Annotated in this window: 22 protein-coding genes; 9 read left to right on the top strand and 13 right to left on the bottom strand. The window is 31.0% G+C overall.

Annotated elements, in window-relative coordinates; translation table 11 throughout:
• Window positions 1-75 precede the first annotated feature (75 nt).
• The 4 genes from B3M86_RS00805 to rpoN all read left to right on the top strand — a co-directional run bounded on the left by B3M86_RS00805 (window position 76) and on the right by rpoN (window position 6149).
• Entirely contained in the window at window positions 76-2487 is a 2412-nt protein-coding gene (locus B3M86_RS00805) for a DUF5686 family protein (RefSeq protein ID WP_291076253.1), read from the top strand.
• A gap of 58 nt (window positions 2488-2545) precedes the next feature.
• Window positions 2546-2983 carry a hypothetical protein gene (locus tag B3M86_RS00800; protein WP_280051165.1) on the top strand — a complete coding sequence of 146 codons (438 nt, stop codon included), beginning with the start codon at window positions 2546-2548 and terminating at the stop codon, window positions 2981-2983.
• Between the two features lie 163 nt (window positions 2984-3146).
• Complete coding sequence (asnS, locus tag B3M86_RS00795) at window positions 3147-4595, top strand: asparagine--tRNA ligase (RefSeq protein WP_125349294.1); 1449 nt, start codon at window positions 3147-3149, stop codon at window positions 4593-4595.
• Window positions 4596-4676: 81 nt separating this feature from the next.
• A complete protein-coding gene (gene rpoN, locus B3M86_RS00790; RefSeq protein ID WP_115000980.1) occupies window positions 4677-6149 on the top strand; it encodes an RNA polymerase factor sigma-54 in 1473 nt (490 codons plus the stop codon).
• 39 nt (window positions 6150-6188) lie between these two features.
• On the opposite strand, the gene B3M86_RS00785 is transcribed toward rpoN, so the two are convergent.
• Window positions 6189-6743 (bottom strand): DUF4303 domain-containing protein, encoded by a 555-nt coding sequence (locus B3M86_RS00785; protein WP_084106915.1) that lies wholly within the window; start codon window positions 6741-6743, stop codon window positions 6189-6191.
• Window positions 6744-6908: 165 nt separating this feature from the next.
• Here B3M86_RS00785 and B3M86_RS00780 point away from each other — a divergent pair, with 165 nt between their 5' ends.
• Window positions 6909-9293 (top strand): outer membrane beta-barrel family protein, encoded by a 2385-nt coding sequence (locus B3M86_RS00780; RefSeq protein ID WP_291049202.1) that lies wholly within the window; start codon window positions 6909-6911, stop codon window positions 9291-9293.
• Between the two features lie 70 nt (window positions 9294-9363).
• On the opposite strand, the gene B3M86_RS00775 is transcribed toward B3M86_RS00780, so the two are convergent.
• From B3M86_RS00775 to B3M86_RS00750, 6 genes are all read right to left on the bottom strand, one after another.
• A complete protein-coding gene (locus tag B3M86_RS00775) occupies window positions 9364-10647 on the bottom strand; it encodes an MFS transporter (protein ID WP_280061172.1) in 1284 nt (427 codons plus the stop codon).
• A gap of 81 nt (window positions 10648-10728) precedes the next feature.
• Window positions 10729-11766, bottom strand: a complete 1038-nt coding sequence (locus tag B3M86_RS00770) for a sulfite exporter TauE/SafE family protein (protein ID WP_286495183.1) — start codon at window positions 11764-11766, stop codon at window positions 10729-10731.
• Between the two features lie 79 nt (window positions 11767-11845).
• On the bottom strand, window positions 11846-12331 hold the full coding sequence (locus tag B3M86_RS00765; protein ID WP_286495182.1) for a GNAT family N-acetyltransferase: 486 nt from the start codon (window positions 12329-12331) through the stop codon (window positions 11846-11848).
• Window positions 12332-12340: 9 nt separating this feature from the next.
• The gene (locus B3M86_RS00760) at window positions 12341-13054 is read right to left on the bottom strand and encodes an AAA family ATPase (protein WP_115000956.1); all 714 of its coding nucleotides are present in this window, start codon (window positions 13052-13054) and stop codon (window positions 12341-12343) included.
• Window positions 13055-13147: 93 nt separating this feature from the next.
• On the bottom strand, window positions 13148-13582 hold the full coding sequence (locus tag B3M86_RS00755; protein WP_286495181.1) for a carboxymuconolactone decarboxylase family protein: 435 nt from the start codon (window positions 13580-13582) through the stop codon (window positions 13148-13150).
• Between the two features lie 54 nt (window positions 13583-13636).
• A complete protein-coding gene (locus B3M86_RS00750) occupies window positions 13637-14221 on the bottom strand; it encodes a Crp/Fnr family transcriptional regulator (RefSeq protein ID WP_291076255.1) in 585 nt (194 codons plus the stop codon).
• A 197-nt stretch (window positions 14222-14418) separates the two neighbouring features.
• Between B3M86_RS00750 and B3M86_RS00745 the strand changes: the two genes are divergently transcribed.
• Both B3M86_RS00745 and B3M86_RS00740 read left to right on the top strand, forming a co-directional pair.
• Window positions 14419-15294 carry a DUF808 family protein gene (locus tag B3M86_RS00745; RefSeq protein WP_115000953.1) on the top strand — a complete coding sequence of 292 codons (876 nt, stop codon included), beginning with the start codon at window positions 14419-14421 and terminating at the stop codon, window positions 15292-15294.
• Window positions 15295-15357: 63 nt separating this feature from the next.
• Complete coding sequence (locus B3M86_RS00740) at window positions 15358-15978, top strand: L-threonylcarbamoyladenylate synthase (protein ID WP_219034359.1); 621 nt, start codon at window positions 15358-15360, stop codon at window positions 15976-15978.
• A 76-nt stretch (window positions 15979-16054) separates the two neighbouring features.
• Here B3M86_RS00740 and B3M86_RS00735 read toward each other — a convergent pair whose 3' ends face one another.
• The 5 genes from B3M86_RS00735 to B3M86_RS00715 form a co-directional block, all read right to left on the bottom strand.
• A complete protein-coding gene (locus B3M86_RS00735) occupies window positions 16055-16306 on the bottom strand; it encodes a DUF6952 family protein (protein WP_038336694.1) in 252 nt (83 codons plus the stop codon).
• The gene (locus B3M86_RS00730) at window positions 16287-16604 is read right to left on the bottom strand and encodes a thioredoxin family protein (protein WP_286495177.1); all 318 of its coding nucleotides are present in this window, start codon (window positions 16602-16604) and stop codon (window positions 16287-16289) included. The genes B3M86_RS00735 and B3M86_RS00730 overlap by 20 nt, the downstream gene beginning before the upstream one ends.
• A 159-nt stretch (window positions 16605-16763) precedes the next feature.
• Complete coding sequence (locus B3M86_RS00725) at window positions 16764-17390, bottom strand: peroxiredoxin (protein WP_038336698.1); 627 nt, start codon at window positions 17388-17390, stop codon at window positions 16764-16766.
• 417 nt (window positions 17391-17807) lie between these two features.
• A complete protein-coding gene (locus tag B3M86_RS00720; RefSeq protein ID WP_219034361.1) occupies window positions 17808-18083 on the bottom strand; it encodes a hypothetical protein in 276 nt (91 codons plus the stop codon).
• A 561-nt stretch (window positions 18084-18644) separates the two neighbouring features.
• A complete protein-coding gene (locus B3M86_RS00715) occupies window positions 18645-20792 on the bottom strand; it encodes an endonuclease MutS2 (protein WP_286495176.1) in 2148 nt (715 codons plus the stop codon).
• A 374-nt stretch (window positions 20793-21166) separates the two neighbouring features.
• Here B3M86_RS00715 and B3M86_RS00710 point away from each other — a divergent pair, with 374 nt between their 5' ends.
• On the top strand, window positions 21167-21844 hold the full coding sequence (locus B3M86_RS00710) for a uracil-DNA glycosylase (protein WP_219034364.1): 678 nt from the start codon (window positions 21167-21169) through the stop codon (window positions 21842-21844).
• Between the two features lies 1 nt (window position 21845).
• On the opposite strand, the gene B3M86_RS00705 is transcribed toward B3M86_RS00710, so the two are convergent.
• Window positions 21846-22748 (bottom strand): hypothetical protein, encoded by a 903-nt coding sequence (locus B3M86_RS00705; protein ID WP_280049674.1) that lies wholly within the window; start codon window positions 22746-22748, stop codon window positions 21846-21848.
• Between the two features lie 184 nt (window positions 22749-22932).
• Here B3M86_RS00705 and B3M86_RS00700 point away from each other — a divergent pair, with 184 nt between their 5' ends.
• Entirely contained in the window at window positions 22933-26394 is a 3462-nt protein-coding gene (locus B3M86_RS00700) for a methylmalonyl-CoA mutase family protein (protein WP_291076257.1), read from the top strand.
• The last annotated feature ends 28 nt before the right edge of the window (window positions 26395-26422 follow it).

The following is a 26422-nucleotide window of genomic DNA, read 5'->3' as shown; positions in this document are numbered from 1 at the left end:
CTTTCTTGAAAAAAAAATATTTTAAGGCAGCGTTTCGCTGCTTTTTTTATTTATTTGCATAATCAATTTCAAACGATGAAGAATTATATATTCCTGCTAAATTTCTGTATCTCAATTGCCACATTTGCTCAAATTAAAGTAAGAGTATTCGATGCTCAAGACGAATTTCGTTTAACAGGTGCTAATGTTTATAGTGATACCAAACAATTCCTAGGTCAAACAGACGAATTAGGAGAATTGGATATCAATGATTCTGTTCATTTTATTGATGTAATCAAAAACGGATATTTCTCGGAAAGTATTCAGACTGATGGTAAAAAGTTGGTCGAAATTATGATGAAACCTTCTTTCATTAGTTTGGATGAGGTTAGTTTTACGACAAATGATTCCGTTGGTCGTAATTTGATTATCAAAGCAATTCGCAATCAATCCAAAAATACAATCAGAAATGGCGGAAATATTTTCCTAAAATCATACACAAAATTTTGGAGTACAGTAAATAACGATTCGATTCCGTATATTATTCAACCCCAAAATCACAAAGATTCTGTCAACAATCAATGGAAAAAATTGTTAGACAATAGTCATTTATTTTTGGGAGAACGTGCAATGGATCACAAAGTTTCAAAGCGTTTTGGACTAAAAAATATTGTACAATCTTCTCGTATTTCTGGAATGCGTTCGCCTTTGTACGAATATTTGGCGATGCAACCAATTGCGTTCAATTTTGATCAAGATAAAATCAACTTTTTCTTCAAAGGAATTATTAATCCAGTGAGTCGCGAAGGTCTTTCGCATTACCGTTATGGTTTCAAAGAAGATATTTTTATTGATGGACGAAAAACGGCTGTTATTAGCTTTTTTCCGTCGATCAAAACGGATAAAAGACAAATTAAAGGAACACTTTGGATTGATGATAGAACGTATGCATTAATTAAAATTGAAGCAGAAAATACGATTTCAAATTATGTTGCCGAATTAGAAGCAGATTGGAAATTGAATAATGGTTCTTGGATTCCAAATCAACAAAAATATCGTATGGAAGCTGGTAATTTTAAGATTACAGAGAAATTATCCGATGATGATTTTATTGATAAAAAAGAAAAAATTTGGATTAATCTTGAAACAACTTTCAAGGATATTCAAAATCCAGCACATTTCAAACGCAACGAATTTTTAGGTTACGAAGACGAAATTTCTTTTCAAAATATGAACGAAAAGAAATGGGACAATGTGATGGAAGATTACCGCGATTCTTCATTATCAAACAAAGAGCGAAATACTTATACGACAATTGATAGTATTGGCGATAAATATAAGTTAGAACGTCAAATGAAATTGATGAGAATCATCAATTCTGGTGGGAAATTATCATTAGGAAAAGTTGATTTAGATTTAACAAAAATCTTAGCGTTTAATGATTACGAAGGTTTTAGACTTGGTGCCGCGTTTAATACAAATGAAAATTGGAGCGATAAATATTCGTTGAATGCGTATTCAGCTTATGGTTTCAAAGATGAAACATTCAAGTTTGGATTTGGTGGAGATTATTATGTAAATAAGCCTTATTCGGGTCGAATTTTTGCAAAATACTCGCAAGATGTTTCGGCTTCTGGGAAAACGCCAATTTTATTACAATCGAATTATACACGTCTAATTTCTGGAGCTTTTAGTAATATTTATAATCACGAATATTTTTCGTATAAACATTATTCTTTTGGATATGAGCAAGATATTTTCAAGAATGTAACCTTCAATATTTCGGCAAATTATGAAAAACAACAAGCAGAATTTGATTATTCTTTCCTGAATAATATAGGTTGGTACGATTTGTATAATACGCAATTAGCGATCCGTTTTGCACCAAAAGACAAGTTTATCCGCACGCCTTACGGAAAAGTGACGGTGAATAGCGGGAAATCTGTTTTCTATGCAATGTTGACGAAATATTGGGATATTTTCAATTCTGATTATGATCCACTTCGTTTCAATATTTCTTATTTTGATGTGTTCGATACGCGAGTTGGTAAAACAAATTTCAATGTAAATGCGGGTTGGGTTGAAGGAAAAATGCCGTTGATGAACTTGTTCGAAGGACAAGGAAACGCAAAACGTAATGATTTTGCAAACTTTGGAGTAGGAGGTTTAACAAATTTCGAAACAATGCGTCCTGGAGAATTTTATTCGGATCGATTTGTATCCTTTCAATTGAAACATATTTTTGCTGGCGTTAAAGTCGGAAACAAAATTATTTTCCCACAATTCGTTTACCGTGGAGTTTTAGGTGATATGAAAGATAAAACAGATCATCAAAATTTAGATTTCAAAACATTGAATCATTATTACCACGAAACAGGAGTTGAAGTAAATAATTTAATTTTCAAAACATTTGGATTGGGAGCATTTTACCGTTTAGGTGCTTATTCAGAAGAAAAATTCCAAGATAATTTCTATTTAAAATTAACTGTAAATTTGAATTTTTTGTAGGTATTTAGATTTTGTCATTCTGGACTCGTTTCAGAATCGTATATATTGATTTAAATTTATGAATAAAGAGTTTGAACTTAAAAAATATAGAGATTTAGTACTTGCGACTATAGATTATTATATTGTTCATCTTGCTTTTAATAATGAAATGAAAGATGAATATATTCGTCTAAAAACTCAAACAGAGGAGTATTATTCAAAAAGAAAATTAACTATTTTAAAAAACTGGTTTAAAGATTTAACGTCTGATTTTATCGAAGATAGAGATTTTGGTTTTAATGAATATTTGATAAAGACAACCAATTATGACATTGATATTTTTGAATCATATTTTAAAAGAATCGAAAAGATAATTGAGAAAGATCAAATTAAAACTGATAGTCAATTTTACGAATTAAAAAATTATGTAGATTATTTAATTCAAAATAATAATTCTGATAAAGTTCTTATTCAAAGAATAAATGAACTTCTTTTGCGTTTTGAATCTAAGAACTAGAATAATTTCACTTCAAAAAATAAACTAAAATCAAAAATCCTTTACATTTTCATTGAAATTGTAAAGGATTTTTAGGTTGGTTGAAAAATATTCGCAAAAATTATGCCTATAATTTTTATAACTTTAAATAATAACTAAATTTGTAAGGATAAATTAAAAAATTATGCAATCGTACGGAATTAAAGCCTTATTAGAAAAAGGCAAGGATTTGTTGCTACAGGAAGTAGTTGTAAATGGATGGGTAAGATCGTTCAGAAGTAATCGTTTCATCGCGTTGAATGACGGTTCTACAATTAATAATATTCAAGTAGTAGTAGATTTCGAAAATTTTGACGAATCAATTATAAAACAAATTTCTACAGCAGCTTCTTTACAAGTAAAAGGAGAAGTGGTAGAAAGTGAAGGAGCTGGTCAAGAGATTGAAATTGTTGCGAAAGAAATCAAAATTTTAGGAACTGCGCCATCTGATGATTTAAAAGGAACAATTTTACAACCAAAACAACACAGTTTAGAGATTTTGCGTGAGCAAGCACATTTACGTTTCAGAACAAATGTTTTTGCTGCAACTATGCGTGTTCGTAACGCGTTAATGTTCGGGATTCACAAGTATTTCAACGAAAATGGATTCGTTTACATCAACACGCCAATTATTACAGGATCTGATGCTGAAGGAGCAGGAGAGATGTTTCATATCACAAACTTGGATATGGAAAACTTACCTAAAAATGAAGAAGGTAAAGTAGATTATACACAAGATTTCTTTGGTAAATCGACTAACTTAACGGTTTCTGGACAGTTAGAAGGAGAAACAGCAGCAATGGGATTAGGGAAAATTTATACATTTGGACCTACTTTCCGTGCAGAAAACTCGAATACTTCTCGTCACTTAGCTGAATTCTGGATGATTGAGCCAGAAGTTGCGTTTTTCCGTTTAGATCAAAATATGGATTTGGCAGAAGATTTTATGAAATCTGTTATCACTTATGCAATGGAAACGTGTAAAGATGATTTGAAATTCTTAGCTGAACGTTTTGACAAAGAACAAAAACAAAAACCAGAAGCAGAGCGTTCTGAATTAGGTTTAATTGAGCGTTTAGAATATGTTTTAAATAACAAATTCATTCGTTTAACTTATACAGAAGCAATAGATATCTTAAAAGATTCTAAACCAAATAAAAAAGGTAAATTCAAATATCCAATCGAAGGTTGGGGAGCAGATTTACAATCAGAACACGAACGTTATTTAGTTGAGAAACATTTCAAAACGCCAGTTATTTTATTTGATTATCCTGCAGAAATCAAAGCATTTTACATGCGTATGAATGATGATGGAAAAACAGTTCGCGCAATGGACGTTTTATTCCCTGGAATCGGAGAAATTATCGGAGGTTCTGAACGTGAAGAGCGTTTAGAAGTTTTAGACGAAAAAATGGAAAAATTCGGAATTGATAAAGAAGAATTATGGTGGTACCGTGACACAAGACGTTTCGGTTCTGTGCCACATTCAGGTTTCGGTTTAGGTTTAGAGCGTTTGGTATTATTCGTTACAGGAATGGGTAACATTCGTGACGTAATTCCTTTCCCTAGAACACCGAATAACGCTGAATTTTAATCAAAATATTTTTACGGATTTATGCTTAAAAATTGTAACTTTAAGCTAAATCCGTTTTTTATATAAGCCAAAACCCAAAATATGTTAAAGCAGGAATTAAATTTAAAATTACAACAAAAACTATCGCCACAACAAATCCAATTAATGAAGTTGGTTCAACTTCCTACGGTTGCTTTTGAACAACGCGTAAAGGAAGAGTTGGAAGAAAACCCTGCTTTGGATGATCAATCTTCTGAATATGATGAAGATTACGGAGGAGAACAGGAAGAATGGGACAATCAGAGTGATGATTTTGGCGACGAGCAAGTGATTGACACAAGTGACATCAATATTGATGATTATTTGAGCGATGATGACATCCCAAATTATAAAACGTATACGAATAATTATAGTGATGATGACGAAGATAAATCTGTTCCTTACGCGCAAGGAGAGAGCTTTATCGAGTTTTTGACATCACAATTATATACGAATCGATTAACTTCGGAACAATTTCAAATTGCTGAATTTATCTTAGGAAATATTGACGATGATGGTTATATGCGTCGTGATATTAAATCGTTGGTTGACGATTTAGCATTCTCGCAAAATATTTACACTTCGCCAGAAGAGGTCGAAAATTTGTTGATTAATTATATTCAACGAATGGATCCAGTTGGTGTAGGTGCACGTGATTTGCAAGAATGTTTATTGATTCAATTAGAAAATAAAAATCAAACAGAAGCAGTAGAGTTAGCAGAAAAATTAATTTCAGAATCGTTTGATGCATTTACGAAAAAGCATTATTCGAAATTGATGGCAAAATATGATGCGGATGATGATGAGTTGCGTGATGCAATTTCGGAGATTGAACGTTTGAATCCAAAACCAGGAAAATCATTTTCGAGTAGTAGTAAAATTGTAGAGCAAATAACGCCAGATTTTACGATTCATATCAACGATGGCGATTTAGAATTGTCGTTAAATGGACGTAATGTACCAGAATTGAAAATTTCGAGTGCGTTTGCAGAAATGTTAGATACATACAAAAAAACCGAAAATAAATCGAATCAACAGAAAGAAGCTGTGATGTTTGTCAAACAAAAGTTAGATTCTGCGAAATGGTTTATTGATGCGGTTCAGCAACGCCGTAACACGCTTTTATACACGATGGAAGCGATTATGAAATTTCAAAAAGAGTATTTCTTAACAGGAGATGAAACGAAAATTAAACCGATGATTTTAAAAGATATTTCAGACAGAATTGGAATGGATATTTCGACAGTTTCTCGTGTAGCGAATTCTAAATATGTCACAACGCCTTACGGAACATTTTTGATAAAAGATTTGTTCTCAGAATCGTTAACAAATGATGAAGGTGAAGAAGTTTCGACGCGCGAAATTAAACGAATTTTACAAGATGTAATTGCAGATGAAGACAAACGTAAACCTTTGACAGACGAAAAATTAACCGAAATTTTAAAAGAAAAAGGTTATCCAATTGCTCGTCGTACAATTGCAAAATATCGCGAACAACTAAATATTCCGGTTGCGAGATTGAGAAAAGAAATCTAAACTTTTAGAAGAAATATTATCAAACAAAAAAAGAGCTTTTTATAAAGCTCTTTTTTTGTTTTTACCCCAAGTTGTCATCCATTCAAAATAATCTTCTTTGTACGAATTATCATTCAATTGCGTAATAATTTTTTGTTGTTTTTCTTTGTTCAAATCATCATCAATTACAGAAAAGTTTAAGAAAATATCTTTACCAATTAATTTAGAAAAGAAATTTTCATTCTTTAATTCTTCTAAAACTTCGATACATTTTTCATTAATTTTATTCTGAAATTGATAAAACCAATCTTCGTCATCGTCGTGTTCATCAACGATTTCTTTACACATTTGATTGATTTCTTGAAAAGAATTTTCAGCTCCTAAATAATCATATTTCCATTCAGAAGGCTCGTATTTGTAGTAACAAAAATCGTCTTCATCCGAAACTTTTTCCAAATGTTCTACAGAATTTGCCGAAGGATGAATAGCTATTTTCGAGTCGTTATTGCACAAGGCAAAAGCGTAAAGGTCTTGGGAAGGATTTTCGTTATAAATTTTCAAAAAGGCTTGTTTGGTTGATTGCACTAATTTGTTTTTTAATTCATTAAAATCCATTCATTTATATTTTTTTAATCGGTTAAAATTATTTTTTGAAATGTAGTAAAATTCTTTAAATATTAAATCATTGTTAATTTATTTTTTAAAGACAAATTCAATTATTATTCATTTTCTATGTAACTTTTCTGTAATTCACACGTCATTATAGTAAACAAACCTAATATGTCTAAATTATATATACCAATTTTATTATTTGCCTCGACCTCGATTTTTGCGCAACAACAATATAAAGGAAGCTTGCAATATACGAATCAAATGCCTGTTAGTCTAGCAGATGTGATTATTCTGAAAGATGATCAAATTATTGAAGAAATTTCAACTGATGATAAAGGAAGTTTTACAGTTGATTTAGCCGAAGGAAATTATATGTTTCGAATAGAAGAAGCTGGTGTTTTGCTTCATACTCAAACGATTTTATGTGGAAAAAATCAGGATTTAGGCGTTATTATTCTTCCTAAAACTGAAAATATTACATTAAATGAAACGGTTGTAAAGAGTCAGAAAAAATTAATAGAAAAGAAAGTTGATCGACTTGTTTTTAATGCTGATTTAGCGGAGGGAGCAAAAGGCGGAGATGCATTAGATTTGCTAAAATTGGCGCCTCGTGTAAAGGTTGATAATGATGTAGTTTCGATAATTGGTAAAAGTAATTTGCGTGTGATGGTGGACGATCGTTTATTGGAAATGTCTGGTGATCAATTGACAAATTATTTAAAAACGCTTCGTGCAGATGATATTGAGAAAATTGAAGTAATTACAAATCCACCCGCAAAATATCAAGCAATAGGAAATAGTGGAATTCTCAATATTGTACTGAAATCAGGCAAAAAAGACTCGTGGAATGGAAGTTTGTCGTCATCATTGCAACATTATAACAAACCATATTGGAACAATAGTGCATCGTTTAATTACCGAAAAAATAAATGGACTTTAGTTTCGAATATTTTTGGTGGTTTTGGTGAATATGATGGAATTGGACAATCTGATATTTATTTTAGAAAGACTAATGAAGTTTGGACTGAAAGAGAAAAAAATAGTGGAAAAAATAGAAATATTGGCGGAAAATTAGGATTGGATTATAAAGTTTCAGATAAATTGACGACTGGTTTTACGGTTGATTTATATGCTGGAAATCGAAAAGGAACTGGTGGCACGAAAACAACGATAAATAGTTTGGATAAAAATGAATTGTTGAGTTATATTCTGAATGATCGAAATGGAAGCAAAGGAAACACGAAATACAATACGCTGAATTATCATGTGATTTATAAAATGGATACGATCGGAAAAAAACTGACATTTGATTTTGATTGGGTAAATTTTAATAATAACAATACAAGTGTAACTTCAAACCGATTTTTTAATTCAGAAGATGTTGAAAATAAAACAGAATATCAAGGAAATAAAAGTTTGTCCGACCAAAAAGCAAATAATTATAGTTTGAATATTGATATGGAACATCCCGTTAATACTTGGAAACTAAATTATGGTGGACGTTATAGTTGGACGAAAAATAATAGCGATAATTTATTTTACAACACATCTTCTGGGTCGCCTGTTTATGATGAAAAGTTGAGTAATGGTTTTTATTATGACGAAAATATTTTGGCTTTTTATGCGAGTATTGAAAAAGATATTTCAGAAAAATGGTCTGCAAAAGTTGGTTTGAGATACGAAAATACAGATGCAAAAGGTTTTTCTCCGCAAGAAAATCAACATGATACCTATAAATATGATGGATTATTTCCAACCGCTTATTTGATGTATAAACCTGCTGAAAATCATTCGTTAAGTATTAATGTTGGGCGTCGTATTGATCGACCTTTTATGGGACAATTGAATCCGTTTCGTACCATTTATTCTCCTTATTCTTTTGCCGAAGGAAATCCGAAATTAAAACCTTCTTATTCGTATAATTATGAGTTGGAATATGCATACAAAGATTTGGCAGTTACAACATTATATTACAGAAATTCTACGGATGAAATCAATCAAATTGTGGTTGTAAATCCAACAGAAAATACACAAAATTGGATTCCATATAATTATGCTGATTCGGAGAGTTTTGGAATTAGTGAAAATCTAAATTTCAAGCTTGTAAAATGGTGGAAAGTCAATGGAACGATTGATTTGTATTACAAGAAAACAAAAGGAATTATTCCTGAATACAATTATGTATTGGATGGATTTAATGGAGAATTTCGTTTGACAAATAATTTAGAATTGAATAAATCGAAAACATTATTGTTTAATCATACCACAAATTATACAACAAAAACAATTGATGCCATGTCAAGAAGTCGCGCTAATTGGAGTACAGCTTTTGGTTTGAGAGCGTTATTTTTGGATAAAAAATTCGAGGTTTCGTTTAATGTGAACAATGTATTTAAAGATAGAGCTTGGCAAGATCAAAGTTTTAGTAACGATACAAAATTTGTTTATACAGGACAATCCGCTCGCTATTATCGTGTTGGAATTCGATACAATTTCGGAAAATCATTCACAATAGAACAATCAAAAAGTAGTTCGGAAAAAGGAAGATTGTAAATTGTTAAAAATAAACCCCAATATTGATTTAAAATATTGGGGTTTATTTTTTTATTTGATATAAATGACTTTACTTCTTTTCCATTTTATAGAACAATAAAATAACGAAACTAATCGCAAACGAAACGCCCATTGCAAGTGCCGAAGCTTTCATTCCGCCAGAATATTCAATCAATAATCCATAAATAACTAAACCTAAAAATAAGGCAAATTTTTCGAAAACATCGTAAAAGCTAAAATAGGTTGTAGTATCTTCTGTTTCTGGTAATAATTTGGCGTATGTAGAACGTGATAAAGCTTGCAAACCTCCCATTACAAGACCAACCATTGCAGCCATTACGTAAAATTGAGTTTTTACATTAGGATCATTTTTATTAATCAAATAACCAATAATACATGTAATAATCCAGATAAAAATCCCGATTAATAAGGTTTTCTTATTTCCTATTTTTCCTGATAGAAAAGAGAATAACCATGCACCTAAAACAGCTTCAATTTGAATTAATAAAATGGTCATAATCAATTCTGAAGATTCCATTCCTATTTCTGAACTTCCAAACATTGCCGCCATCAAAAAGATAGTTTGCATTGCTAAACTGTAAAAGAAAAATCCAGCCAAAAAAACACGAATATTTTTGTATTGATTAAGATCTTTGAAGGTATGTTTTAAATTTCTAAAACTCGATTTGATGATATCTTTTGGAATTTCGCGATCATATTTGTGGTTTGGTAATTTACTTAATGCAATTTGTCCAAATCCTAACCACCAAATTCCTGTTAATAAGAAACTTATTCGAGTAAACATTGCTTGTTGTTCTTCTGGGGCGAATTGTATCATTGCCAAACAAATCGTCAATAAAATGACAGAACCAATATAACCAAACATATAACCTTGCGCCGAAACTTTGTCCATTTTTTCGTCTGAGACAATTTCTGGTAAATAGGCGTTGTAAAAAACTAAACTTCCCCAAAAACCTATGCTTGCAGTGATATTGAGTAATAAAGCTAACCAAACTAAATCGCTTGATGTAAAGAAAAACATTCCGATGCATGAGAAAGATCCTAAATAGCAAAAAAAGCGAAGAAATTTTATTTTATTTCCGATTAAATCTGCAATTGAAGATAAAACAGGAGACAAAACAATCACAAAAAAGAAAGCAATTGCCAATGAAAAATTGAATGCGGACTCTGGTAATAATCCTAAAAATTTAATTGGGTGATCGTTCGCATCATAGGTCATTAAAGTGTAATAAACCGGAAAAATAGCAGAGGCAATAACTAAAGAATGAACAGAATTTGCCCAGTCGTAAGAAATCCAAGCTCGTATTAGTTTGGGATTATCTTTTGTATTCATAAATTTTTTATAGTAATGTTGGTTAAACTTAAGAATAATTTATCAAAAATAATGTTTCGTAAAAATTAATTGTTCAATCTTCTATTCTTTCAGTTCAAATTTGGTCAGTTTATTGTCTTTGTAACAATAAAACTCATAACTATCTTCTCCAATTCTGAATACTTTTTCGAGATGGATTTTATCGTAATTAGGTAAAATTTCATTGTATTTCTTTAATAAATTTTTAGGTAATTCATTCGGTTGAATTGGACGTTCAATCTCAAATTCACCATCTAACGAATATTCCATCACAAAATCGCTGTTTCGCCATTTTAAAGTGGTTTCATTTTCGTCACCTTTACTTGTTGTTGTAAGTTGAACTTTATCTTCTTGAATGATTTTTTGGGAACTTGTATAAAAAAGTGTAATTCCAGAAATAACCATCGCTGCATAGCCAACTTTTCTGAAAATAAAATCGCTAAAATAAGGTAAAATATATTTGACCGTATAAGAAGAAATAATTGAGGCAATTGCAATCGTCAATCCAAGTAATAATGCGTTCTTTGAGTATAAAGCAAGAACAATATAAATGATTAATTTTATGATATGAAGTATAATTTCGTTGGCAGCTCGCGTTGCAATAATTTCTTCTTTTGTTAATCCATATTTTAAATAAAATCTATTGAATAATAAACCTATTGCTCCTGTTATTCCAGAAACGAATCCAGCTAAAAAACCAACAATGGCCAAAATATATTTTGGTGAAGGTTTTTCTTCATTGTCTTGTTGTTTTTTGTTTAGAAATAATTGTGGAACATTTGAAATCAATAATACAGCTACAATAATTTGTAAATAAATTGGGTTGATAAATTTGATTAAATAAGCGCCCATTAAAACTGCTGGAATCGAAAATGGCACGAACCAAAAGAAGATTTTCCAATGTACAGATTTTCTGAAAGCCGCTATTCGAGAGGCAGAACTTGTAAATGTTCCGATTGTTAACGAAAAAGGGACTAACGAAGTTGGAATAATAAGATTGAGGATTGGAATTAAGATTAAACTTGCGCCACCGCCACAAATTGCACTTATCCAAAATGCTAAAATAGCTCCAATAAATAGGAGAAAAATAGTAAAAATCATGACCAGAAATTTTATTCTGTTACAAAATTAGGACGATGATTTTAGAAATTAATGCTTAAAGACTTATCTTAAGTAAAACTTAAGAATAAGTAAATCTTAATTGAAAAAGATGATTTTTCGGATAAATTGTTTGCGAAATCTGTTGAAAATTATTTTTTAATAAGGCTTTAGACGAGGCGATATTTTCTTTTTTCACCCAAGCTTCAATCAGCATATATTTTCTCGATTTCAACTCTTTCGAAATCAGATTGATGATTCGTGTTGCGTAACCTCTGTTCCAAAATTGTTCATCAATCGAATAGCCAATAATCGCTTTGTCGTGAACAGGTTGAAACATCACAGTACCAATCAAGGTTTCAGAAGATTTTTCGATAACAGCAAAACGAAATTCATATCCAGAATTCTTTTTTTCTTTATCTCTTTCCAGCATTTTGTACGAATCTTCGATTGTTTTCATTGGAGCGGTTTCGCGGTATTTCATGGCTTTTGCATTCGAATAAATTTCGAAAAGTCGTGCTACATCAGTGTCCAAAAGTTCTCTGAAATAAATTAATTCGTCTTCCATATTTTGGTTTTAAGAATTTGCTTGACGTTCTAATTTTTCAATCAGTAATGCTTTTGCGTTTGTAAGTGCATAATCTTTAGCTTCTGCAAATGAAACGTTATATTTTCGTTTGAGTGATTGAATATCTTTTGGTAAATCGTTTAAAAGTTTATCATAATAAACATCTAACATTTCAGAAGTTGGCATTTTGAAATCAATTTTTAATTGAAATCTTCTCAACAATGCAACATCAATAATATGTGGATGATTTGTTGCGGCTATCAACAACGAATTTTGTGGCAAATAATCAATTAATTGAATTACTGTGTTCACTAAACGACGCATTTCGCCAACATCTTTGTCATCATTTCCACGCGCTTTTCCGATTTGGTCAAACTCATCCAAAAATAGAATTGCTTTTTCACGAGCAGCTTTATCAAAAAGCATTCGAATATTTTGCGAAGTTTCACCAATTCTTGATGAAACAATATTACTTAAATTCAAAATCAATATTGGTTTTCCGATTTCATTTGCAATTGCTTTTGCAGTTGTTGTTTTTCCACAACCTGAAAATCCATGCAACAAAATTTTATTATTGACAGGTAAATTATATTTACTCAATTCCTCTATATATCTATGTTCTTTGATAAGTTGTTTTACTTGAGCAAGATTTTGATCATCTAAAAAAACATCATTCAAAGAAATTTCTTCCTTATCGTCAACAATTAAATCGTAAATATTCATATCAATTTTACTTCAAGACTCAAAAATAAACTATTTTAATCCGAAAGCCGATTTTTAGCACAAAAAAAGCTTCAGATTTCTGAAGCTAAAATTTTAAACCGTCATATGAGAACTGATTGCAATTCTATTCCAAGCATTAATCGTGGTAATTGCAATAATGATAATCGCAATATAATTTTCAGAAAAAAGTGTTAATGCTTTTTGATAAGTTTCTTCTGATAAACCATGTTGACTAATATTTGTAATTTCTTCTGTCATCTCCAATATCACACGCTCTTCTTCTGTAAAAAGTGTCGTTTCTCGCCACGCATTCAACAAAAAAATACGTTGATTTGTTTCGCCTAATTTCATCGCGTCTTTGGTGTGCATATTAATACAAAAAGCACAACCATTGATTTGTGAAGCTTTGATTTTAATAAGTTCTAAATGTAATTTATCTAATTCAGAATTTGCTAAATAATTCTCTAGACCATACATTGCTTCGTAAGCTTTTGGTTCTAATTTTTGAATGTTTAATCGTGATTTCATTTCTTAATTTTTTACAAAGTTCGTTGATTATTTATTCAATAAAATTAAACTGGTTTAAGAAAACTCTTTCTTTCGGATTTCGCTTAAATATTCGGGTGTGAAACCTAAATAAGAAGCTAATAAATATTGCGGAACACGTTGTAAAAACTCAGGAAAATTTTTCTTGAAGTGAAGATAAAACTCCTCTTTCGAAAACTCTTTCAAATATTTGGAACGCATTTGAGCAGTAGCATTTGCTTTTTGATAAATTTGTTTGAAATACGAATTGAAAATAGGATGTTTTTCGCATAAAATTTCTTCGTTCGTTTTACTCATTTTCATAATAATTGCATTTTCTACAGCTTGAATATAAAACTCAGAACTTTGTTGATTAATGTAAGAAAACAAATCTGTCAACCACCAATTTTCGATAGCAAAATCAATGGTTTGTTCTACACCTTTTTCATTGATGAAAAATAATCGAATACATCCAGAAATAATAAAATAATTGTACGTACAAACTGTTCCAGCTTTATGAATCATTTCTTTTTTCTTCACCGAAAATTTCTCAAAATATTGGACTGAATCGTGAAATTCTTCTTCAGAAATTGAAGTGAAAATTTGAATATGTTTCTTTAACTGACCGAAAGAATTTTCCATTTTATAAGCTTAATATATTTCTCTTTAAAATTAATGATTAGTTTCCGAAAGGACTTAATTTAGTTTAAAATTAATCAGGTTTATAGTCAGAATTTGGAGTGCAATTTACTTGAAATGAATCGTCGAAAGAACATAAAAATAATCTATAAAGATTTGACATTTTTTTTTACTTTTACGAACCAAAAAATAACAATAATATGGCTTCAGGAATATTTGCAATTTTAGATGATATTGCAGCATTGATGGATGATGTAGCGGTTACAAGTAAAGTAGCAGCGAGTAAAACAGCAGGGATTTTAGGAGATGATTTGGCTGTAAATGCTGAGAAAGCAACGGGATTTTTATCTTCGCGCGAAATACCAGTTTTATGGGCAATAACAAAAGGCTCTTTTATCAATAAATTGATCATTGTTCCAATTGTTTTGACACTAAATCATTATATGCCAGAAGTGATAAAATATGTTTTGATTTTGGGAGGTTTTTATTTAGCTTTTGAAGGTGTAGAGAAAATAATCGAGTTTATTTTTCACCGTCCAAAAAAAGGTTCAGAAGTTATTCATGAAGATAAAGTAGAAGATAAGAAGCAAGTTTCGGAAAAATCAAAAGTGAAATCTGCGATTATTACGGACTTTATCCTTTCGATAGAAATTGTGATTATTGCATTGAGTACAGTTTTGGAACAACCAATGTTGACACAAGTTTTTACAGTTTCGTTTATTGCAATTTTAGCAACCATTGGTGTTTACGGGATTGTAACCTTAATTGTTCGTATGGATGATGCAGGTTTTAAACTGATAAAAGCATCACACGACAAAGGAGCTGTTTCTAAATTAGGACATTTTTTGGTTGATGCATTACCATATGTGATCAAAATTTTAGGATTTGTAGGGACTGTTGCGCTTTTATTGGTTTCAGGCGGGATATTTGTTCATAACATCGATTATATTCATCATCATTTACCTACAGCAATTCCAATGATGATTAGCGAAGCTTTGATTGCTTTGATTGCAGGATTATTGGTTGTGGTACTTGTCACAATAGTTAAGAAAATAATAGGTTTAGCTAAAGGTTAGGAGATAGAATAGATTTCGAAAAGAATTGTTAACTATTTCGTATCTTTGAATAAAGATTTACAAATGGCAGATTATATCAGAATTCATCCAGAAAATCCACAAGAAAAAGCGATTGATCAAGTGGTTAAGATTTTACAAAATGGAGGTTTAATTATTTATCCTTCCGATACTGTGTATGGATTAGGATGTGATATTACGAATATTAAAGCAATGGAGAAACTTGCTCGATTGAAAGGTGTTAAACTTGAAAAATCTCATTTTTCTATTGTTTGTAATGATTTAAGCCATTTGTCACAATATACTTTACCAATTGATAACAGTACGTTCAAAATTTTGAAACGCGCTTTACCAGGTCCTTTTACATTTGTCATGAATGCATCGCGCAATTTACCTGTTGCTTACAAAGGTAAAAAAACGGTTGGTATTCGTGTTCCAGATCATGCTGTTCCGCAAATGATTGTCGAAAAATTAGGAAATCCTATTGCTTCAACTTCTATTTATGATGAAGATGAAATTGTAGAATATACAACAGATCCTGAATTGATTTTTGAAAAATGGGAGAAGCTTGTAGATGCTGTCATTGATAGTGGTTATGGAGATAATATTGCGTCTACTGTTGTTGATATGACGGATGGAGTAGAGGTTTTACGTGAAGGTAAGGGTGATATTGAAGATTATTTATAGGATTCAACATTAATTATATAAAACCAAAAAAGGATTTCAATTGAAATCCTTTTTCTATACTAACTAATTGATAAAATTATTTATCAATCGAACCCATTACGCGTTGCATAAAAGTATTGGCAGCAGTACGCTCGTCCAATCCTTCTTCTTCCATCATTTGCTTCATTTCCATAGCTCCACAAATGTTAGAAATCATTTCTCCAATTACTTCTTGTTCTGGCTCCTTTACAGCTGGAGAATCAGCATAAACTTCCAAAACTTCTAAAGCTGTTTCCATTGCTTCAATAGAAACGTTTTTTGCTAAATTCTTAAATACCGGCAACTTCATTGATCAATTCTTTTACAGCATCAATTTTAGACGCAGTTACTTGTCCTACATTTTCTCCTCCTTTGAAAACCGCGAAAGTTGGTAAATTTGGAACTTCAGCTAATTTTCTTGATTCTACTAATTTTTCAGCATCAACATATAAAAACTCAGCTTGACCTTCATATTCAGCCGCTAATTTTTTGAATTTTGGTTTTACTAAACGGCAGTTTCCACACCATCCAGCACCATATTGTACAATTACTATATTGTTATCAGCAACTACTTGTGCTAAGTTATCTTGTTCTAATTCTGCAAACATTTTATTAATTTTTATAAGTTAAAAATTGGGTATAAAAAAGGCTGTCTAAGTGTTGAGCTTAGTGATTTTTATTGAAAATGAATTCGTTAAAATCTCCTGTCAAATTTTTTAGACAGCCTCTTCGTGAATTTTGAAAATCAAAAGATTTTCAAGTTATTTTTAGTGAGAAGCTAAGTAAGAAGCTACACCATCTTTAGTAGCGTTCATAGCATCTTTTCCTTCTTCCCAGTTTGCTGGACAAACTTCACCATATTTCTCAACGTGTAAAATTGCATCTAATAAACGTACATACTCATCGATGTTACGTCCTAATGGTAAATCGTTGATTGTTTCGTGACGAACAACACCATTTTTGTCGATGATGAAAGTACCACGGTAAGCAACTGGAGCTCCTTCAAATTTTAAAGAATCATTTTCTTCATTGTAAACATACTCACCAGCTAAAACTCCGTAATCCATAGCGATAGTTTTTGCTAAGTCAGCAACGATTGGGTAAGTAACACCTTCGATACCTCCGTTATCTTTTGCAGTGTTTAACCACGCTAAGTGAGTTTCTTCTGAATCACAAGAAGCAGCGATTACAACAGCATCTCTTTTTTCGAATTCAGCTAATTTAGCTTGGAATGCGTGTAATTCTGTTGGACAAACAAATGTAAAATCTTTTGGGTAGAAGAATAAAACGATGTTTTTCTCTCCGATTGGCATTGAAAAGTTTTCTACGATTTCGTCTCCATCAATTACTGCTGGCGCTGTGAATAAAGGCGCTTTTTTTCCTACTAATGACATAATTTTAATTTTTTATATTTTGTTTTTTACTTCTCGATGTGATAAAACTTGTAATAGTTTTTATCTCTTTTACTGATACAAATTTAGACTGATATTTTAAACTGTCCATATATTTTCAATTTCAAATATAGATTATACTATAAATTATATTTATGATATATGATTAATAATAATTATTGAGTTAATATTCTATTGAAATTCAATACAACAGCCTTTTTATCTTATTTATACGCTAATTTACGAAGATTATTTACCCTAAAGAATGATATTCATTATGTTGATGATTATTTAAAATGAATTAAATTTTATTTAAAAACGACTGTGATAATTATGATTTAATGATAAGTTCACAAGGCATAGAGAAAGATTAAGATATTAAAACGAAAAAGGTTAGTGAATTCACTAACCTTTTTCGTTTTATATTTTTTTAATTTTTCTTTCGATATAGGTATTAAAATTTTTTCCATCCATTGAAATTTCAAAAGCTGTGTTAACTTCATTATTTTCGAGTAGCGAGTAAATCAATCTAAATATGGGTTGATTGGGTTTTGTTTCACTCAGAAATGTAATCTTTTTTTCGGGATAAGTAATCGAATAATTGATAACATGACCTTCGTTATCAAAATAAATAGCTTTCGATAAATTTTTATTTTCATCTAAATAAACAACCAGTAAATCATCATATACTGTCATTTTTTTAGAATCTCGTGAAGGATATTCAGAATGACTTTTTCGGACAATAATATTGTTATTTAATTGATGACCAAAAGAAAAAGTTCCTTTTCCTTCGCCAGGTTTTCCAATACCAATTCCTCCCCAATTTCCAATTAACCAACCCCAGTTATTATTCGTTTGTGCGAATGCACAATTAGTAATATTTAGAAATAAAGTTTGGGTAATTAATCTTTTATAAATAATTTATATATCGTGTGTTATTTGTATTGCATAAAACAAACTTCGATTATTTCATCTTCATAATTACAGTTGCTAATTTCAACCGGAATATTATTAACACCAGATTTAACAGTTTATATAGCTGAATTTTTTGTGTAAATTTTTGAAGAATTCTTAAACTTAAATTAAAAAATACCTTTTTCATTCATCATTCCTCGATTGTTGATAGTAACTATATATTTACAATCACTCAATGTGTTATTTCAATTTGTTACATCTATTATAAAAGAACAAGAATAGTGTTTAATGTCATCATCTTGCCACAAACAAGATTGAAAACTTTTTAATTAAACGAAAAAACTAAATTTTATATACCTCATTAACATTGATTTGAGTTGTAAATAAACCGTAATTTACAAAAACAATTTCTTTTTTTATCTTATCAATTGTTCCAACACTAGACGAACCATGAATTTTGACACGATCACCAACTTTCAACGCATCAATTTTTTTCTGAGTAGCTGCTTTTTCTTTCTTTTCGATGACTTCTTTTTGTTGAGAAATTGTTTCTGAATTTTCTTTTAACTCGCGTTTAACTTCTTTCTCTACAATCTTTTCAATTTTCTTTAATCGTTGAACTTCTTTCGTTTTTTTCGAGTTTTCCATTTCAATTAATTTCAAGAAATTCGAAATCATTTGCTTTTTATTTTTCGTTTTCAAGTAAGAATCCGCCATGTCTGAAATACGTTCTCCAAGTTTCAAACGTTTTTGCTCGCGATCATATAATTGCTGAAAATCATATAGTTTTTGCTGAATTTTTTCATTCGTTTGCTCTAATTTTTCGTTGTGCTCAAGATTTGTTTCGCGCAACTCTTCAACATGATCTTTTGTTTTCTGAATTTCAAATTTTTCTTGTTGAAGTTTTAAAATAGTTTTATCCAAACTCACTTTTTCACGTTCAACTTTTTTCTTCGCACGATTAATCAAACGAAACGGAATTTTATTTTTCTCAGCAACCTCAAATGTAAATGAACTTCCGGCTTGTCCAATTTCCAAACGATAAAGTGGTTCCAATGTTTTTTTATCAAACAACATACAAGCATTTATCGCTTCTGGCAAACTTTCTGCGCTCAATTTGATATTTGTATAATGCGTCGTAAAAACACCGAAAGAATTACGTTCATAAAATTCTTCAAAGAAAACTTCGGCCAAAGCTCCACCCAATTCTGGATCAGAACCTGTCCCAAATTCATCAACTAACAATAATGTTTTATCGTCTGCATTCTTCAAGAAATAGGACATTTGTTTTAGACGATAACTGTATGTTGATAAATGATTTTCAATGGATTGATTATCTCCAATATCTGTGAAAATTTGATTAAAAAATCCAAATTGACTTTGATCTTTTACAGGAACTAAAACACCACTCTGAATCATAATTTGAAGTAAACCAATTGTTTTTAACGTAATTGATTTTCCTCCAGCATTTGGACCAGAAATAATGATAATTCGACAATCTTCGTTAATTTCTAAACTCTGCGGAATCGTTTTTTGAGCTTTTCTTTTATTGTTTAAAAATAAAACAGGATGATAAGCATCGACTAATTTGATAATTCGATTCTCAGAAAGTTGAGGTAAAATTCCATTAATCAAAAAAGCATAATTTGCTTTCGCTTGTGTAAAATCGATGTATTCTAAAAACGTTTGATATTCTTCAAGATTTGGTTTGTATTCTGCAATTTGAGCAGTTAAATCTAATAAAATCTGAATAACCAAATGTTTTTCTTCTTCTTTTAATTCTTCCCATTCACGACGAGGATTTTGTACACTTTCTGGCTCAATAAACGTAATCGATCCAGTTTTAGAAGTACCTAAAAATTGCCCTTTCACACGTTTTCTCAAAGCAGATTTAACGGCCAAAACGCGACGATTTCCAACAACAGATTCACGAATGTCATCCAAATAATCCGAATGATAAGACATCGATTTATTGAATAATTCGGTAATTCGTCCATTCAAATGACGCAAACGATCGCGTACAATTTTCAGTTCAGGACTTGCGTCGTCCTTGATTTCTCCAAATTTATTGAATACTTGATCGATTAATTTTATGATATTTTTTTCGTAAGTAATCGTTGAAGCTTTCTCAAACAAAACAGGTGCATATTCGTTGAAAGCTGTCAAATATTTCAAGATTTCTTTCACTTGAAGCGTATTTGCCTTGATTTTGAAGAATTCTTCTGCAGGCAAATAATAATTCTCAATTTCTAATCGGTTTAGATTTTCATCTAAAATATAATATTCTGAAAACGGAAAACGATTTCCCGTCTCGAAACTTGTTAAATATTCGTTTGTCGTTTGTAGATCTTGTACCAAAAGTTGGTGATCCTGATAAGGTTTTAAGTTAAAAATAAGTGCCTCAACCTTTTCTGTATAAGCAAATTCTGCGATTTCTTTTTGAACCGCATTAAATTCTAAATCTTTTAAAGTTTGTTCTGATATTTGCATTAACGCAAAATTACGGATAAAATTTCGACAAATTCAAAATCATGAAATACTTTGAAATCCGTGATTTTTTATGACCGATCAAAGTGAATGACATTAATTTTGACCTTATTAATATATGTCATTTGATCTGTGTTAGTATTTGCTTTGCTACTTCTGAAAACTGATTTTTTAGTTTCATTTGGTTTTAAATCAATAGTTAAAGTTTCGGAATTGATTGTCGGATTTATATTATTTTCAATTTTCCGGCCTAAATCATAAGGATCATCATCAGCAAAATCTATACAAGAATTTAGTATAAAAAAGGGAATTAGGTAAAGAAACTTTTTCATAGAGGTTAAAATTGGTTAATTTTGTTTCTGTATAAATATATGAAAATGGATGTGAAATTAGATGCTTCTTGGAAAGAAGTTTTAAAGAATGAATTTGAAAAAGATTACTTTAAAATATTGACAGATTTTGTACGAAATGAGTATGAAACAAAAACAATATATCCTCCCGCATCCAAAATATTTTCTGCATTAGATTATACGCCTTTTGATGATGTTAAAGTGGTTTTGATTGGTCAAGATCCTTATCATGGGATTGGACAAGCAAATGGTTTGTCTTTTTCGGTTGTCGATGGAATTAAATTACCTCCAAGTTTGCAAAATATTTATAAAGAGTTGAATGATGATTTAGGAATAAGAATTTCTACTTCTGGAAATTTGGAAACATGGGCTAAACAAGGTGTATTATTATTAAATGCAACATTGACGGTTGAAGCTTCTAAGGCAGGTTCGCACCAGAAAAAAGGTTGGGAAATATTTACAGATGCTGTAATACAGAAGCTTTCTGATCAAAAAGAAAATTTAGTTTTTATACTTTGGGGAGCTTATGCTCAAAAAAAAGGAGCAAAAATTGACCGAAATAAGCATGTTGTTATAGAATCTGCTCATCCTTCTCCATTAGGAGCTTACAGAGGTTTTTGGGGAAGTAAACCTTTTTCGAAAACTAATAATTTTTTGAAAAGTAAGAATCTACAACCTATAAATTGGGAAATCAAAAGTAAATAATTTACATCGCCATAATTTTTTGTAAATAAGAATTAAAAGCTGTTGGGGTGTTTACGTTTATATACGGAACTTTTTCGGTTATTTTTTCTTTTAGAATAGTATAAGTAGCTACAAAAATGGTAACATTTGGAAGATTTTTCGTGATTGATTCGAGATAAATTTCAAGAGAAGTGGAATCATAATTTTTAGAGATATAAATAAAAATATGTGTTATTTGAGTATTTTCAATACATTCTAAAATAGAATTTAAACTCTGATTTTCCCCTAAATAAATTCCTTTTTCGTTATTAATTTTTAAAAGAAGATGAGTATAAATTAATTCTAAATCTTCATTTTCTTTTTCAGGTAAAAATAAAAGCCATTTACGAGAATTTTGATCTGAATATGGAATTGATTTAATCAAATAAAAAAGATGTTTTCTAATTAGGTTTTTAGAAAACGAAATAACCGATTCTTGAATAGTATACTTTTCCATAATGATAGACATTTTGCTTAAAAAAGGAAAAACAATATCTATACAACATTTTTCGATTCCAATTTTATTGAAACAAAGTGTAAGAATAGCGTCAAAGAAACGTGTATCATATGAAAAACAAGAACAGATTAATAACACAATAATTGGTTCATAACTTTTGTTTTTCTGGATATAATTTTGAATTTCAAATTCGGATAAAAGTTGTATTTCTGAAAGTGATTTTACACTTAAATTTTCTACTGTATATTTTTTGTTTGATTCAATTAAAAAAGAAATAATAATAACTTTTTTTAAGTGATCGTGGTTAAATAATGAATTTTTATCAATCTTATCCTCGTTAAACAATTTGAACTTTTTATCCCATAAAACAATCATTTGTTCATCTAGTCTTGACAGATCTGATAGATCTTTTAGAGAATAAGTATTCATAAGTAGAATTCTAAAATAGTTCTCTTTAAAGTTAATAATATATTGTAAATAAATCAATATAAATTATAGTGATTTATTAATAAAACATTAATATTTTATTGAATATGATAATTTTATCTGCACGAAAAACATTGAAATTTATGTTATCTTAGCAAGAGTCATAAAAAATCAAAATCACAAATAAATGTCACAAATTACTCAAGAAGAAAAGAAAGAAAAGTTTGTACATCCAATACAAGAAGTATACACTCCTAAAAACAAAGTACGTATTGTAACTGCTGCTGCTTTGTTTGATGGGCATGATGCGTCGATTAATATTATGCGTCGCATTATTCAAGCAACGGGTTGCGAGGTAATCCATTTAGGTCACGATAAATCGGTTGAAGATGTTGTAAATACTGCGATACAAGAAGATGCAAATGCAATTGCAATGACATCTTATCAAGGAGGTCACAACGAATATTTCAAATATATGTACGATTTGCTTCAAGAAAAAGGAGCGGGTCATATCCGCATCGTTGGAGGTGGAGGTGGAGTAATTTTACCGTCAGAAATTAAAGAGTTGATGGATTACGGAATTACACGTTTATACTCTCCTGATGATGGTCGCGAATTAGGTTTGCAAGGAATGATTAATGATATGGTGGAGAAAGCAGATTTTCCGACAGGGCCATTAGAATTGCCAGAAGGAAAAGATGTTTATCAATCATTAGAAGATAAAGATATCACGACGATTGCGCGACTAATTTCGTTGGCAGAAAATCGTGAAGAAGATTTTTTGAAGGCATTTGATTTCGATAAAGTAGCTGATAAATCTGCACCGGTTTTAGGAATTACGGGAACAGGAGGAGCAGGAAAATCGTCTATGGTAGATGAATTAGTGCGTCGTTTTTTGATTGATTTTCCAGAAAAATCAATTGCTTTGGTTTCTGTCGATCCATCAAAAAAGAAAACGGGTGGTGCTTTGTTAGGAGATCGTATTCGAATGAATTCTATCAACAATCCTCGTGTTTATATGCGTTCGCTGGCTACTCGTCAATCAAATTTAGCGTTATCGAAATATGTGGAGGAAGCGATTCAGGTGTTGAAAGCTGCGAAATATGATTTGATTATTTTAGAAACTTCTGGAATTGGTCAGTCAGATACCGAAATTTTAGATCATTCTGATGCTTCATTGTATATCATGACGCCAGAATTTGGTGCTGCAACGCAATTAGAGAAGATTGATATGTTAGATTTTGCTGACATTGTGGCGATTAATAAATTCGATAAACGTGGTGCGTTAGATGCCTTACGCGATGTAAAAAAACAATACCAACGTAATCATAATCTTTGGGATATAAATCCTGATGAAATGCCTGTTTTTGGAACAATTGCTTCACAATTTAACGATCCAGGAACCAATCAATTATACCAATCAATCATTGATAAAGTGGTTGAAAAAACAAATGCAGATTTGAAATCTTCTTTTCAAATTACAAAAGAAATGTCAGAGAAAATCTTTGTTATTCCACCATCAAGAACGCGTTATTTATCAGAGATTGCTGAAAATAATCGTGGATATGATGTTCGTGCAAATGCACAGAGAGATGTAGCTCAAAAACTATATGGTTTCTTTAAAACAATTGAAACACTTTCTGGAAAAAAGCCAACAATTTCTCAACACGGAATTGATATTTCTGGAACTGAAAATGCAGATTTAGTTAAAATTCTTTTAGCTGAATTTGATAAATTAAAAATGAATTTAGATCCTTTCAACTGGGAAGTAATCACGACTTGGGACGAAAAGGTAAACAAATATAAAAATCCAGTTTATACATTTAAAGTGCGTGATAAAGAAATTAAAATTCAGACACATTCTGAGTCTTTATCGCATTTACAAATCCCTAAAATTGCATTGCCAAAGTACGAAGCTTGGGGCGATATTTTACGTTGGGTTTTACAAGAAAACGTACCGGGTGAGTTTCCTTTTACTTCGGGATTATATCCATTTAAACGTGAAGGTGAGGATCCAACGCGTATGTTTGCGGGTGAAGGTGGACCAGAGCGTACCAATCGTCGTTTCCATTATGTATCGAAAGGAATGCCAGCAAAGCGTTTGTCTACAGCGTTTGATTCGGTAACTTTGTATGGAAATGATCCAGGTCATCGTCCTGATATTTACGGAAAAATTGGTAATGCTGGAGTTTCGATTTGTTGTTTAGATGATGCGAAGAAATTATATTCTGGTTTCGATTTATCACATCCAGCTACTTCGGTTTCTATGACGATTAACGGTCCTGCGCCTATGTTGTTAGGTTTCTTTATGAATGCCACAATTGATCAAAATTGTGAAAAATACATCAAAGAAAATGGTTTAGAAACTGAAATTGAAGCAAAAATCAAAGCTATTTACGAAGACAAAGGTTTGGAAAGACCTCGTTATAATGGCGATTTACCAGAAGGAAATGATGGTTTGGGGTTAATGCTTTTGGGTGTAACTGGTGATCAGGTTTTACCTGCAGAAGTTTATGCTGAAATTAAGAAAAATACGTTAGCTCAGGTTCGTGGAACTGTTCAGGCAGATATTTTAAAAGAAGACCAAGCACAAAATACGTGTATTTTCTCAACAGAATTTGCGTTGCGTTTAATGGGCGATGTGCAAGAATATTTCATCAATCAAAATGTACGTAATTTTTATTCGGTTTCTATTTCGGGTTACCATATTGCTGAAGCAGGAGCGAATCCTATTACGCAGTTAGCGTTTACGTTAGCTAACGGATTTACGTATGTTGAGTATTATTTATCTCGCGGAATGGATATCAATGCGTTTGGGCCAAACTTATCGTTTTTCTTCTCCAATGGTATCGATCCAGAATATTCAGTAATTGGTCGTGTGGCGCGTAAAATTTGGGCAAAAGCCTTGAAAAATAAATACGGAGCTAACGAACGTGCACAAATGTTGAAATACCATATTCAAACTTCGGGTCGATCGTTACACGCGCAAGAAATTGATTTCAACGATATTCGTACGACGTTGCAAGCTTTATATGCGATTTACGACAACTGTAACTCGTTACATACCAATGCGTACGATGAAGCAATTACAACGCCAACAGAAGAATCGGTTCGCCGTGCAATGGCTATTCAGTTGATTATCAATAAAGAATTAGGTTTAGCGAAGAACGAAAATCCAATTCAAGGTTCATTTATAATTGAAGAATTAACGGATTTAGTAGAAGAAGCAGTTTTACAAGAATTTGATCGTATTACAGAACGTGGTGGCGTTTTAGGAGCGATGGAAACGATGTATCAACGTTCTAAAATTCAGGAAGAATCATTGTATTACGAAACATTGAAACACAACGGAACGTTCCCAATTATTGGTGTAAATACGTTCTTAAGTTCAAAAGGTTCGCCAACAGTGGTTCCTGCGGAGGTTATTCGTGCAACAGAAGAGGAAAAACAATTTCAAATTAAAACTAAAGAAAACTTGAATAAAATTAATGAACAACAAGCTGAAAGTGCATTAGAAACTGCACAACAAGCGGCTATTAACAATCAAAATATTTTTGAAGTGTTGATGGAAGCAACCAAAGTTTGTTCATTAGGACAAATCACTTCTGCCTTATTCGAAGTAGGCGGACAGTACCGTAGAAATATGTAATTTTTTTATTTGTAACGTCCTGAAAAAA

The organism is Empedobacter sp. UBA6305, from assembly GCF_002440405.1.
GTDB lineage: Bacteria > Bacteroidota > Bacteroidia > Flavobacteriales > Weeksellaceae > Empedobacter > Empedobacter falsenii_B.
This window is presented reverse-complemented; position numbering and strand designations above follow the sequence as displayed.